Genomic DNA, 13276 nt, shown 5'->3' with positions numbered 1-13276 from the left:
TAAAAGGAGTTAATGAGCATGTCTAAACCACTAGCTTTAACCGACGTGGTGCTTCGTGACGCCCATCAGTCGCTGTTTGCTACTCGTATGCGTCTTGAAGATATGTTACCTATCGCAGCGGAGCTCGATAAAGTGGGGTACTGGTCTTTAGAAACTTGGGGTGGTGCTACCTTTGATGCGTGTATCCGTTTCTTAGGAGAAGACCCTTGGGAACGCCTACGTGCGCTTAAAAAAGCGATGCCCAATACACCTATGCAAATGCTGCTTCGTGGCCAAAACCTGCTAGGTTATCGCCACTACGCAGATGATGTGGTTGAAAAATTTGTCGAACGTGCACACGCCAATGGCATGGATGTATTCCGCATTTTTGATGCAATGAACGATGTACGCAACTTCCAGAAAGCGGTCAAGGCTGCAGTCGATGTAGGCGCTCACGCACAAGGTACGCTCTCTTATACTACTAGCCCGGTTCACAATACCGACACTTGGGTTGATCTGGCGAAGCGCCTTGAAGATCTTGGTTGCCATTCTTTATGCATTAAAGATATGTCAGGTTTGCTTAAGCCGTATGAAGCGGAAGAGCTGATCTCTCGTATCAAATCATCGACCGATATTCCTTTAGCACTTCACTGTCACGCAACGACTGGCCTTTCTACTGCAACAGCAGTCAAAGCAGTCGAAGCTGGAGTCGATATTCTTGATACTGCGATCTCCTCAATGAGCTGTACATACGGTCACACTCCGACGGAAACTGTGGTTGCGATGCTCCAAGGTACAGAGCGTGATACCAACCTTAAGTTGGATGAGATCGAACCAATAGCGGCTTACTTCCGCGAAGTTCGTAAAAAATATTCGAAGTTTGAAGGTCAGCTGAAAGGAGTCGATTCACGCATTCTTATCGCTCAGGTGCCAGGTGGCATGCTGACGAATATGGAAAGCCAGCTTAAAGAGCAAGGTGCGGCGGATCGTATTGATGAAGTATTGGACGAGATCCCGCGCGTGCGCGAAGATCTGGGCTTCATTCCTCTTGTGACACCAACTTCACAGATTGTCGGCACACAAGCCGTGATTAACGTACTAACGGGTGAGCGTTACAAGAGCATCACTAAAGAGACGGCGGGCGTCTTAAAAGGGGAGTACGGCGTCGCTCCGGCTGAAGTCAATCCAGAGCTACAAGCAAAAGTACTGGATGGTGCAGAGGCTATTACTTGTCGACCTGCTGATCTACTCGAAGCTGAATTAGATACCCTCACTGAAGATTTACTGGCTAAAGCAAAACAAGACGGTATTTCATTGGCGGCAGATACGATTGATGATGTATTGACCTACGCACTCTTCCCTCAGGTTGGTCTGAAGTTTCTTAAAAATCGTCATAATCCTGATGCTTTCGAACCTGCTCCAGGTAAAGAAGAGCCTGTGGCAGCGCCTGCTCCTCAGCCAGAAAAGGGTAGTATCGAGACTTACAGTGTGAAAGTTGACGGGCAAATTTACGATGTAGAAGTTGGCCCACAAGGTCAATTGACATCGGTTGCTCCGTCTAGCTCAACGCCTCAACAGGCGTCGCCAGCTTCTGCTGCTCAATCAGGCAATTCAGAGATGGTTCCTGCGCCATTGGCGGGGAATATTTTCAAAGTGAATGTTCAAAGTGGCTCTCAAGTTGAAGAGGGTGAAGTACTTCTGATCCTCGAAGCGATGAAGATGGAAACTGAAGTTCGTGCAGCCCGTGGCGGTATTGTTCAAGAGCTTCACGTTAAGGAAGGTGATTCAGTGACGGTCGGCGCACCGCTATTGAGCTTGGCGTAAGGGAGCATCATGGACGGATTAATGACCTTATGGTCAGAAACAGGGATTGCTAACTTTGAGTTTGGCCAGATATGCATGATTCTGGTTGGTTGTATTCTGTTGTATTTGGCTATTCGTAAAGGTTTTGAACCCTTACTTTTATTGCCCATTGGCTTTGGTGCCATCTTGGCCAATATACCTAATGCAGGCTTTACCGATGAGGGGGATTGCTTTACTACGTGTACTATGTGGGGATTGAGTCGGGGATCTTCCCGTTACTGATTTTCATGGGCGTAGGAGCAATGACTGACTTTGGTGCTTTGATTGCCAATCCGAAGACCTTGTGGTTAGGAGCCGCTGCACAATTCGGTATCTTCGCGACGCTGTTTGGCGCGATTCTACTCAATTACGTGCCGGGCATGGAATTCAGCATGCCTGATGCGGCTTCGATTGCCATCATTGGTGGCGCTGATGGCCCAACCGCTATTTTCTTAGCAAGCAAGTTGTCACCGGACCTTCTCGGTGCGATTGCCGTAGCGGCATATAGCTATATGGCTCTTGTGCCTATCATTCAGCCACCGATCATGAAAGCGCTGACAACACCTGAAGAACGCAAGGTTAAGATGGCTCAGTTGCGCCATGTAGGCAAAGCTGAAAAAATTCTCTTTCCACTTGCTGTGTTGTTGATGACAATCTTGTTTCTACCTTCAGCGACCCCACTAGTTGGTATGTTTTGTCTCGGTAACCTGATGCGCGAAGCGGGTGTGGTGGATAGATTGTCGAAAACGGCGCAGAACGAATTAATCAATATTGTCACCATCTTCCTTGGTTTAGGAGTGGGATCTAAGCTTCAATCGGAAGAATTCCTCAATGTAGAGACCTTAGGTATTCTTGCTTTAGGTGCTGTTGCTTTCAGTATTGGTACTGCAGGCGGTGTCTTAATGGCTAAGTTGTTGAATAAGTTCTCCAAAGAAGATATCAATCCATTGATCGGTGCGGCTGGAGTATCTGCCGTACCTATGGCGGCGCGTGTGGTGAATAAGGTTGGTTTGGATGCTAACCCACAAAACTTCCTCCTGATGCACGCAATGGGGCCTAATGTTGCGGGGGTTTTGGGTTCTGCGGTGGCTGCAGGTATCCTCTTAGCATTGGTGAATTAACGTAAGTTATTAGTCAATTTGAGAATAGGCAGTTAACTTGTAGCCAATAAATGGTATATATTCAAAGGGATGCTTTCGCATCCCTTTTTCGTATCGATAGGGAAATGATGACATGGAAAATAAACAAATCGCGATAACTCAATTTGGTGATCCTGAAGTCTTAGCCATTCAAACTAGCGCTGTGCCTGAGCCTCAACAAGGTGAGGTGTTGATTAAAGTCGCTTTTGCTGGCGTTAATCCTATTGATGTGAAAACACGTGCAGGGCTTGGTTGGGCCGCTTCACAGAATAAAGATAATCTACCTTGGGTACCGGGATATGATATTTCTGGTGAAGTGGTGACGTGTGGCGAGCAAGCAAAGCGATTTGTTGCGGGTGACAAAGTGGCCGGATTTATTGGCTTCCCGCTTCAAGGCGGCGGCTACAGTCAGTACGTGTGTGTGCCTGAGGCCGAACTTAGCTTAGTGCCAGAGTCTATCACTTTAGAAGCCGCAACGGTGTTACCTCTGGCAGGGCAAACTGCGGTTCAGGCTTTGGACAAAGCCAGTGTTAAGGAAGGTCAAAGAGTGCTTATTCTCGCTGGTGCCGGTGGCGTTGGTCATATTGCCATTCAGGTTGCTGTGGCCGCGAAGGCTGAAGTCTTTACCACTTGCAGTGAAGCCAACCTTGATTACATGGCAACTTTAGGTGCCCATGCGGTGAACTATCAGTTTTCCCCTGTTTCAGAGCGCGTTGAAGAAGCCGATGTGCTGATCGATCTTGTTGGTGGAGATGCGGCTTTGGACGCGCTCAAGTGCCTGAAAGATGGGGCTAAAGTGGTGACTGTGCCGACTATCACAGCAGAGCTGATTTGCGAAAAGGCCAAATTGCTTGGATTTGAAGCGACAGGCATGCTGGTTGATCCGAACCCTGAACAGTTAGACGCCTTGATTTACATGGTCAGCGTCGGGCTGCTGAAAACAGAGATCCAGCATATCTACCCTATGGAGCAGGTGATGGACGCGCATAAACAAATTGAAACTGGGCATACGCGAGGCAAGATCTTGCTTGATATGCAGTGCTAGAGACATTTAACACCGCGTTTGAAAGTATCGCTCTATGGTTTTCTGATTCTGCACTTTGGGTTCTATTCCTGTCTGGCTTTCTGAGTGCTACCCTGCTTCCAGGAGGTTCAGAAGCTGGGTTGATTGCCGTTTTGAACCTCAATCAATACTCCACTCTTTCTGTTATTGCTTTGGCGACCTTAGGGAATACCTTAGGTGGCCTGACTAATTACTGGCTGGGTTTATGGTTGCCCAATCGAACTCAAAACGAAAAGTATGGTCATAAAGCACTACAATGGCTGAGTCGATACGGCTATTGGTCCCTTTTATTTAGCTGGTTGCCTGTTATAGGTGATCCGCTTTGTTTGGCTGCAGGCTGGTTACGAATGCGTTTTTGGCCTTGTTTATGGTTAATCGTGGTTGGTAAAGCATTGCGGTATAGCCTGTTGGCAGCCCTTTACTACGGTTTTTTCTAGGAGATGTCATGAGAAAAATCTGGCTAGGTGCATTTTCTCTCGTTGCTCTTTATGGTTGTTCAAGCAACACACTCTTTTCTGATCCTCAGCTATCTTCACTTCCTCAAGGCGTCTCTTTGATTGAGGAAGTGCCAGCAGAGTCAGGTAAGGCGATGATCCCTTACTCCAAATATCAACTTGATAATGGCTTAACGGTTATTCTTTCTCCTGACGATTCTGATCCTTTGGTCCATGTTGATGTCACTTATCATGTCGGCTCTGCGCGGGAAGAAATTGGTAAATCAGGCTTTGCCCACTTTTTTGAGCATATGATGTTTCAAGGCAGTGAGCATGTTGGGGATCAGGAGCACTTTAAAATCATTACCGAAGCAGGAGGTACCCTTAACGGGACCACTAATCGCGATCGAACCAATTATTTCGAAACGGTGCCTTCGAATCAGTTAGAAAAAATGCTGTGGTTGGAATCCGATCGGATGGGGTTCCTGCTTGATGCTGTTTCACAGCGCAAGTTTGAGATTCAGCGAGATACGGTGAAAAATGAACGTGCACAAAATTATGACAACAGACCATATGGCCTGATGTGGGAAAGGATGGGCGAAGCGCTTTATCCAGAAGGTCACCCGTACTCTTGGCAAACCATTGGTTATGTGGAAGATCTCGATCGTGTTGATGTCAACGACCTTAAAGCATTTTTCCTACGCTGGTATGGGCCGAATAATGCCGTGTTGACAATAGGTGGTGATATAAATGTCGAGCAGACACTGCTATGGGTCAATAAGTATTTCGGTTCCATTCCCAAGGGGCCGGAAGTCAAGCAGGCACCAAAGCAGCCTGCTGTGCTGACAGAAGATAAATACATCACGCTTGAAGATCGTATTCAACAGCCTATGGTTTTGGTGGGTTGGCCGACGACGTATCTCGGAGAAAAGGCAGAAGCTTCATTGAATGCGCTTGCTAACGTTTTAGGCAAGGGGGCCAATAGCCTGCTTTACCAAGAATTGGTGAAAACACAAAAAGCCGTTGATGCGGGCGCATTTCAAGATTGTTCAGAGCTGTCATGTAACTTCTACGTATATGCGATGGCTCCGTCAGGAGAGAAAGGGAAACTGAAACCACTTTACGAAGCGCTGATGCAGACATTGCAGAAGTTTGAAGAACAAGGGGTAGAGCAGGCTCGTCTAGATCAGAACATTGGCATGGCGGAAGCGAGTTCAGTCTTCGCACTACAAAGCGTAAAAGGTAAGGTGTCTCAGCTCGCTGCCAACCAGACTTTCTTTGGACAGCCTGATCGACTGCAAACTCAGCTAGAGCAAATACGTGCGGTTTCGCCAGAATCTGTCATGAAAGCTTATGAGGATTTCCTTAACGGCCATCACAAAGTGACGTTGAGTGTGGTACCTAAAGGTAAACTCGATTACGTTGTTGAACCCGCGACTTTTGTTACACCAGAAAGAACGCTACCAAAGCATAAGAAGATCAAGGATCAAGATCTCGCTTATCGCCGCCCAGTCGATGAGTTTGATCGTTCAGTGATGCCTGAAGTAGCTGAAGCTGTGAAGGCGCAAATGCCTAAGTTGTACAAACTGTACTTCGATAATGGCGCCGAGTTATTGGGTACCCAAAGTAGTGAGACGCCTACGGTTCAACTAGAAATTCGTTTCCCAGCTGGAGAACGCTATGTTCAACAAGGCAAAGAAGGTCTAGCGAATCTAACGGCTGCGATGATGGAAGAAGGTACGTTAGATTCAACAGTCGAACAGCTGCAGGCGAAGCTGGATAAACTGGGCAGTACGGTATCTATCAGTGCCGCGAATTATACGACCAGTATTTCCGTTTCTAGCCTTGAGAAAAATTTGACTCAAACCTTGGCTATTGTCGAGGAAGTCTTATTTAAACCTGCGTTTAATGAATCCGACTTTGAACGTAATAAGCAACAGATGCTAGAAGGGATTGTTTACCAACATCAGAAGCCAAGTTGGCTGGCTTCTCAAGCAACAAGACAAGTACTGTTTTCTGGCTCTATCTACCAACGCTCTAGTGATGGAACGAAAGAGTCTGTATCTGAATTGACTTTGGATGACGTCAAAGCATTTTATCGCCAACATTACACCCCACACGGTGCTCAGATTGTCGTAGTAGGCGACATTACCAAGCGTCAGGTTAAGAATGAATTGGCCTTTTTAGAAGACTGGCAAGGGCAAGAAGCACCTCTATTACGCCCACAACTTGTGAATAAAAAGGGCCCACAGAAAATTTACTTGATTGATAAACCAAGCTCACCACAAAGTATGGTTCGTTTTGTACGTCAGGGGCTGCCTTTTGATGCAACAGGCGAAGTATATTTAACACAATTGGCAAATTTTAATTTGGCAGGTAATTTCAACAGCCGAATAAATCAGAATCTGCGCGAGGATAAAGGCTACACCTACGGGGCAAATGGTTACTTCGCGGCGAATCGAGAAGTTGGTGCCATTGTTTTCTCTGCTCAAGTTCGTGCCGACTCAACGGTTGCTTCTATCAAAGAGATAGAACAAGAGCTGAGTCAGTATAGTGAAAAAGGAATGACAGATGAGGAAATGAAATTTTTACGCTTAGCAGTCGGTCAACAAGATGCTCTGAAGTATGAAACGCCTTCACAGAAAGCACAGCTGTTAAGTAGTATTCTGGCTTACAGTCTGGACGAAGACTACCTCAAGCAGCGCAATGAGATTGTCGATACAGTGAGTAAAGATACCTTGAATCAGATGGCAGCCAAGTGGTTTACCCCTGATGCCTATCAGATCATTGTGGTTGGAGATGCAAAATCGCTAAAGCCTCAGCTAGAAAGTTTGCAAATCCCAGTAGAAGAGCTTGAAATCGTCCGCTAGAGTACACATAAATTAGAGCATGAGAGAGGGTTTGGCGAAGCTCCTGCCCTCTGATAATTTAAACGGTCCAGAAGTAATTGGACCAAGACTATAAGCGAACCTTCATTTTGACTGATTTTGCTGCGCGACTGGAGCGAGTTGCACAAACCCCTGATATTTTTCAATCCTTTAGCCGTGGTGTAGAGAGAGAAACTCTGCGTTATAAAAAGGATGGCAGGCTGGCTACGACTCCTCATCCGAAAGAGCTGGGCTCTGCTTATGCGAATGATTGGATTACGACAGATTTTTCGGAATCATTGCTGGAGTTCATTACGCCTGTATCCAGTGACATCAAAACTCTGACTGCGCAGTTAGAGGACATTCATCACTTTACTCAAACTAAATTGGGTGAAGAGAAAATGTGGCCGCTTTCCATGCCATGTTATGTTAGCCAAGAGGATGATATCAATCTTGCGCAATATGGAAGCTCTAATTCAGGTAAAATGAAAACCCTCTACCGAGAAGGTTTGAAGCGTCGCTATGGTAGTCTGATGCAAATCATCTCTGGTGTGCACTTCAATTTCTCTTTTCCAGAGTCGTTCTGGGATGCACTGTACGGACAGCAATCTGAACAAGAGCGTCAGACGACTAAGTCTGAAGCATACTTTGGCCTAATTCGTAATTACTACCGCTTTGGCTGGCTGATTCCTTATTTCTTTGGTGCTTCTCCAGCGCTATGCTCCTCTTTTATAAAAGGAAGAGATAGTAAGCTGCCATTCGAAAATATCGGTGAAACCCTATACCTTCCCCATGCGACTTCTTTGCGTATGAGTGATCTGGGTTACACCAATAGTGCTCAGAGCGTCTTGAAAATTGGTTTCAATAGTTTGGAAGAGTACTTGGATGGCCTTAATGCAGCGATACGTACGCCGTCTGCTGAGTTTGCTGAAATTGGCGTTAAGGTAGGCGGTCAATATCGCCAGTTAAACAGCAATGTATTACAAATTGAAAACGAACTGTACGCACCAATTCGACCTAAACGCGTAGCAAAAGATGGTGAGAAACCATCCGAAGCTCTATCGCGTGGTGGGGTTGAATACATCGAAGTACGAGCATTAGATGTTAACCCATATAGCCCGATTGGTATTGATGAAGACCAGATTCGCTTCTTAGACCTATTCCTTACTTGGGCGGCGATTACTGAATCAGAGCCGATGGATTTCTGTGAGCAAGCATGTTGGCGTGAAAACTGGAATAAAGTGATTGAATCTGGGCGTAAGCCAGGCCTAGACCTGCAGATTGGTTGTAAAGGTGAAATCTTGACTCTACAAGATTGGGCACAACGTGTATTCGATGAGATTACTCTAATTGCAGAGAAGATGGATGCAACTGTTGGTGGAGAAGCCTATCAGTCGGTTTGCCATAAGTTGATGACTTGGATAAATAACCCGGAGCTAACAATTTCTGGCCAGCTTTTGGCAGATACTAAGCGCTTGGGTGGACTGGGCAAAGTTGGCTGTGAATTCGGCCTACAGTACCGCGAAAAACATTTGAATCATGCGTTCCAAGTGTATAGTGCGCAAGTAATGGAGCAAGAAGTTGAACGTTCCCGTGATGCACAAGTAAACACCGAGCAAGCTGATACGCTCAGTTTCGATGAATTCCTAGATGACTATTTTGCTTATTTAAAGTCATAGGAAAAAGCTGTGAAAAGGACTTTACTGCTAATCAGTATGATGGCTTTAGGTGGTTGTTCTACGGCGCCACCTAAGAATCAAAGCAATCTTTGTGATATCTTCCGTGAGCATAAAGATTGGTATGATGATGCGGCGGATATGCAGGAAGAGTGGGGGACGCCTATTCAGGTTGCGATGGCGTTTGTAAAGCAAGAAAGTAGCTTTCGCCATGACGCTCGTCCGCCTAAAGATTACCTGTTGGGAATCATTCCTTGGGGGAGAGTCAGTAGCGCTTACGGATACGCTCAGGCACAAGACCCTGCATGGGAAGATTTTCAAAAAGCGACAGGCCATGGTGGTTCGAGAACCAACTTTGATGATTCATTGATGTTTATTGGTTGGTACACAAGTGAAACCCAGAAGCAACTAGGGATCTCCAAATGGGATCCTTACAATCAATATTTGGCCTATCATGAAGGACGTGGTGGTTATAAGCGTAAAACTTATCAATCCAAACCTTCATTGATCAAAGTTGCTCGTAAAGTTGAGCAGCAGGCAAAGGATTATGGTTGGCAACTCAAACAGTGCCAGCAAGAACTGGAAAGCAACCGGAGCTGGTTTTTCTAGCTCGGTAGGAAGGAGAAGGATAATGCCATTATTAGATAGCTTTACTGTGGATCACACTCGCATGAATGCCCCTGCGGTGAGAGTCGCTAAGACGATGACTACGCCGAAAGGCGATACCATTACTGTGTTTGATCTACGTTTTACTGCACCAAACAAAGACATTCTTTCTGAGAAAGGTATTCACACATTGGAGCATTTGTACGCAGGTTTTATGCGCAGTCACTTAAACGGCGATAGCGTAGAAATTATCGATATTTCGCCAATGGGTTGCCGTACTGGCTTTTACATGAGTTTGATTGGCAAGCCAACAGAAGATCAGGTCGCTCAGTCTTGGTTATCAGCAATGCAAGATGTGCTTAAAGTGGAAAACCAAAGCAAGATCCCGGAATTAAACGAATATCAATGCGGCACTGCAGCCATGCACTCTCTTGAAGAAGCAAAGCAAATAGCCCAGGCGATTATTGATGCAGGGATCAAAGTGAACCTCAATAACGAGTTAGCTCTACCCGAGTCAATGCTTAAAGAGCTAAAAGTCGATTAAATCAGATATAGATAGAATAAGAGGAAGGCAATGCCTTCCTCTACTTTATTGAGCTTTAGGTAAGACAACGACTTGTGTCTTAGCCCAAATGTCATGGAAGCCACGCTTTTTCGGATCAATCGGGACAGTAAAATTAGCTAGTCCAAAGCCTGATGTCGCAATTCGAATTAAAGCCTGGGTAGTTGAGATCGCACTGCCATCGGCGTTACGTACTTGTATTTTCCAAGCTCTCATACCAAGAGTTTGTCCTGCGCGAGTCCAGAAGAAAACAAAGAAGTAGATCCAAATGACGGCGAGATACAAAGTATAAACTGGTCCCCATATTGGGTGATTGGTGAGAAAGTCGCTGACGTCTGCGTAAGGAGCAGCATTAAATCCCCCCATAGCAACCAGCGCATGCAAAACTGCAATTACGACGCCAGCAGCCATCATTTCAATCGCAATCACGATCAGACCATCGTAAAACAATGCACCGAGGCGGCGCATCAATCCTGCTGGTGGCAGGGTATCTGTTGTCGACATAATAATAACTTACCAAATTTTAGAAGGCGTCAGAATATAGCTTCACTGTGAGTCTGAAAAGAGACTTTGCGCACAGCTTAATAATTTGTGGCGATTTTATCAGCAAACGGCAATTAATTCAGTCTTTTGCACTTGCACGAATACTTTGCTTACGTATAATGCCAACCATCAAAGGGCAACAGCCTAATGATGCCGGTGTGGTGAAATTGGTATACACGACGGATTCAAAATCCGTTGCCTTCGGGCGTGGCGGTTCAAGTCCGCCCACCGGTACCATATTTAAACAACAAAGCCTCGACGAAAGTCGGGGCTTTGTTGTTTCTAAACTCAATAAATTTCCATTCCAGTATTAAAGTGATGAGCCTAGCCGTCTCATAGCATCCCTTCTTATATTCATGCATTTTTAGTGTCCCAATTGTCTTGATAGCGCTTACAGTTGCGCTGATAAATCTCAAAAATCTTTAATTTTTTCTGTTAGTTAAGCAATTATTGTCTATCTTTTAAAGAGGAATGTTATCTGAAAGGACCCAAATCCATGTATCAACTCACCCCCTATTTATTTTTCGCTGGGCGTTGTGATGAAGCTCTTGAATTCTATTGCAAAGCTTTTGGCGGTGTTGTTGTCACCAAGCAGTATTTTAAGGATGCACCACAACATATAGAGGGCGCCGATCCTGATTGGATTATGCATGCAGAATGTGAAGCATTTGGGATGAAGCTGATGCTATCGGATGGTCTAGTGGCAAAAGAGCGTTCTGGCAATCATATGGCATTGTCGTTGGTATTGGACGATCTCAATGAGCAGGCCAGATTGTTCGACAAGCTGTCACACGGAGGTCATATAATGATGAACTTATCTGACACCTTTTGGGGAGGGCGCTTTGGAAAAGTAGAAGATCAGTTTGGTATTCGTTGGATGCTGCATTGCGATGTAGTGAAGTAGTCGAATAGAGGGCACGTCCCAAGTTTGCCGTTGGTAAACGCAGTGTTTATATCACCTAAATTATTTCAAGGATTAATTTGTATATAAATCGTGGCTAGCATAAAAATCACCGTAGACAGGCTCCAGCCAGGGTTGCATATCCGACTCCCAGTCAAATGGAATGAGCACCCGTTTTTGTTTAATAGCTTTAAGATTAAAGACGAGGAACAGATCCGTTTGATTCGTCACTTAGGCATTAAGCATGTCTTTATGAATCCGAATCAAAGTGATACTCAACCTCTTCCCCCTTCGACTGAGACTGAGAAAAAGGATGATGCTTCAGCAGAGGAGATCGATCTTGAAGCACAGAAGTTATGGAAAGAGAAACAAGATCGGATTGAAAAGCTCAGTGCGTATCGGCGCAGAGTGATCAATTGCGAAAAAGAGTTTGAGCGCTCACTATCGAGAATGCGTGCAGTAATGAATAAAATTCGCAACCGACCAGAACAGGCCGTGGATGAAGCTGCGCAGTTGGTTGATGATATCGTTGATAAGCTACTTAGTGATGATCATGTCACTTTACACCTGATGAACGGTAAAAGTGAATTTGAAGATATTTATTTCCATTGCCTCAATGTGTCCGTCATCGCCATGATGATAGCCCAAGCTAAGAAGCTTGAAGCGCAGAAAATTAAAGAAGTCGCTTTTGCTGCTCTTTTCCACGATATGGGAAAAGTCAAAGTTCCTTCTGCAATTGTACGCAAGCAGACCCCTTTAAGTGAACCAGAAAAGAACTATCTTAAACTGCATACTAAATACGGTTTGGATATCGCGAATAATATGGAGAGCTTTCCTGAAAGTGCAAGAACGGTCATCGCCCAGCACCATGAGTTGAATGATGGCTCGGGTTATCCAGAAGGTTTGAAAGGGGAGCATATTGATGAGCTGACGCAAATTATCTCAGTAGCTAATGCTTACGACAATCTGTGCCACAGCAACGTTCCTTCAGAGCAAAAGATACCTTATGTGGCACTTTCTCATCTATATAAGAATTGTAAGCATCTATACAACAACGAAAACCTAAATATCCTAATTAAGTTCATGGGCATCTACCCTCCGGGAACCGTGGTACAATTGTCTAATGATATGGTGGGGTTAGTGATATCGGTGAATGCACGTAACATTCTTTTCCCCAACGTCCTTATCTATGACCCCTCGGTTCCGAGAACGCAAGCCCCCATCATCGATTTGGCGGAGAAGGAAATAAAGATAGTCAATGCTATTCTGCCAAATAAACTGCCAGATAAAGTTCGCGAGTATTTAAACCCACGCTCAAGGGTCTCTTATTTCTTCGACAGTGATGACTAGTTATCCACAATCTTCTGTGAGTAGGTTGCTAATAAGGTGATGATAAAATGGTACTAAACAAGCGCTTGAATGATTAATAGTCATTCAAGCATTTTTTTATCAAAAAAACGGTTTTTGTGCTTGCCTTCTTTCCTCGTCTATCTATAATGCGCATCCACTGACACGGCAGACGCCACAAGGCTTCAGCGGTGTTAGAGAGGTGAAAAGCTTCTGAGAAAATAAGTTTGAAAAAGTGTTTGACTCTTCAAATTATCTCGCTAGAATGCACCTCCGCTTTGAGAGAAAGTTTCTTGAAAAGCACAGCTCTTTAACAA

Annotated in this window: 10 protein-coding genes, 1 tRNA gene and 1 pseudogene; 11 read left to right on the top strand and 1 reads right to left on the bottom strand. The window is 45.2% G+C overall.

The features are described 5' to 3' along the window. Nucleotides 1-18: 18 nt before the first annotated feature. The 8 genes and pseudogenes from oadA to luxS all read left to right on the top strand — a co-directional run bounded on the left by oadA (nt 19) and on the right by luxS (nt 10150). The gene (gene oadA / locus KW548_16245) at nt 19-1803 is read left to right on the top strand and encodes a sodium-extruding oxaloacetate decarboxylase subunit alpha (protein QXX06562.1); all 1785 of its coding nucleotides are present in this window, start codon (nt 19-21) and stop codon (nt 1801-1803) included. Between the two features lie 9 nt (nt 1804-1812). After that, a pseudogene (locus tag KW548_16240) lies at nt 1813-2942 on the top strand (sodium ion-translocating decarboxylase subunit beta). Nucleotides 2943-3054: 112 nt separating this feature from the next. Then, nucleotides 3055-4005: an NADP-dependent oxidoreductase gene (locus KW548_16235; GenBank protein QXX06561.1), complete on the top strand. Its 951-nt coding sequence runs from the start codon at nt 3055-3057 to the stop codon at nt 4003-4005. Next, entirely contained in the window at nt 3999-4460 is a 462-nt protein-coding gene (locus KW548_16230; GenBank protein QXX06560.1) for a DedA family protein, read from the top strand. Before KW548_16235 ends, KW548_16230 begins: the two co-directional genes overlap by 7 nt. An 8-nt stretch (nt 4461-4468) precedes the next feature. Then, nucleotides 4469-7327, top strand: coding sequence for an insulinase family protein (locus KW548_16225; GenBank protein QXX06559.1), 2859 nt, complete (start codon nt 4469-4471; stop codon nt 7325-7327). 107 nt (nt 7328-7434) lie between these two features. Then, nucleotides 7435-9003, top strand: coding sequence for a glutamate--cysteine ligase (gene gshA, locus KW548_16220; protein ID QXX06558.1), 1569 nt, complete (start codon nt 7435-7437; stop codon nt 9001-9003). A 36-nt stretch (nt 9004-9039) separates the two neighbouring features. Beyond that, nucleotides 9040-9609, top strand: a complete 570-nt coding sequence (locus tag KW548_16215) for a hypothetical protein (GenBank protein QXX08094.1) — start codon at nt 9040-9042, stop codon at nt 9607-9609. A gap of 22 nt (nt 9610-9631) precedes the next feature. After that, the gene (luxS, locus tag KW548_16210; GenBank protein QXX06557.1) at nt 9632-10150 is read left to right on the top strand and encodes an S-ribosylhomocysteine lyase; all 519 of its coding nucleotides are present in this window, start codon (nt 9632-9634) and stop codon (nt 10148-10150) included. A 45-nt stretch (nt 10151-10195) separates the two neighbouring features. Here luxS and KW548_16205 read toward each other — a convergent pair whose 3' ends face one another. Continuing rightward, nucleotides 10196-10672 (bottom strand): RDD family protein, encoded by a 477-nt coding sequence (locus KW548_16205; GenBank protein ID QXX06556.1) that lies wholly within the window; start codon nt 10670-10672, stop codon nt 10196-10198. A gap of 191 nt (nt 10673-10863) precedes the next feature. On the opposite strand from KW548_16205, the gene KW548_16200 reads away from it, so the two are divergent. The 3 genes from KW548_16200 to KW548_16190 all read left to right on the top strand — a co-directional run bounded on the left by KW548_16200 (nt 10864) and on the right by KW548_16190 (nt 12962). Beyond that, nucleotides 10864-10948, top strand: a tRNA-Leu gene (locus KW548_16200). 259 nt (nt 10949-11207) lie between these two features. Beyond that, nucleotides 11208-11615 (top strand): VOC family protein, encoded by a 408-nt coding sequence (locus KW548_16195; protein ID QXX06555.1) that lies wholly within the window; start codon nt 11208-11210, stop codon nt 11613-11615. A 90-nt stretch (nt 11616-11705) separates the two neighbouring features. Next, nucleotides 11706-12962, top strand: coding sequence for an HD-GYP domain-containing protein (locus tag KW548_16190; GenBank protein ID QXX06554.1), 1257 nt, complete (start codon nt 11706-11708; stop codon nt 12960-12962). Nucleotides 12963-13276: the final 314 nt, after the last annotated feature.

This window comes from Vibrio neptunius (genome assembly GCA_019339365.1).
In the GTDB taxonomy this organism is placed as follows: domain Bacteria; phylum Pseudomonadota; class Gammaproteobacteria; order Enterobacterales; family Vibrionaceae; genus Vibrio; species Vibrio neptunius.
The sequence above is the reverse complement of the archived record's forward strand: the minus strand, read 5'-3'. Positions and strand labels throughout refer to the sequence as shown.

Bases quoted from the DNA above. Each gene is read 5' to 3' on its own strand.
- oadA (QXX06562.1), top strand. From the start codon at position 19: ATGTCTAAACCACTAGCTTTAACCGACGTGGTGCTTCGTGACGCCCAT.
- KW548_16235 (QXX06561.1), top strand. From the start codon at position 3,055: ATGGAAAATAAACAAATCGCGATAACTCAATTTGGTGATCCTGAAGTC.
- KW548_16225 (QXX06559.1), top strand. From the start codon at position 4,469: ATGAGAAAAATCTGGCTAGGTGCATTTTCTCTCGTTGCTCTTTATGGT.
- KW548_16215 (QXX08094.1), top strand. From the start codon at position 9,040: ATGATGGCTTTAGGTGGTTGTTCTACGGCGCCACCTAAGAATCAAAGC.
- luxS (QXX06557.1), top strand. From the start codon at position 9,632: ATGCCATTATTAGATAGCTTTACTGTGGATCACACTCGCATGAATGCC.
- KW548_16205 (QXX06556.1), bottom strand. From the start codon at position 10,672: ATGTCGACAACAGATACCCTGCCACCAGCAGGATTGATGCGCCGCCTC.
- KW548_16195 (QXX06555.1), top strand. From the start codon at position 11,208: ATGTATCAACTCACCCCCTATTTATTTTTCGCTGGGCGTTGTGATGAA.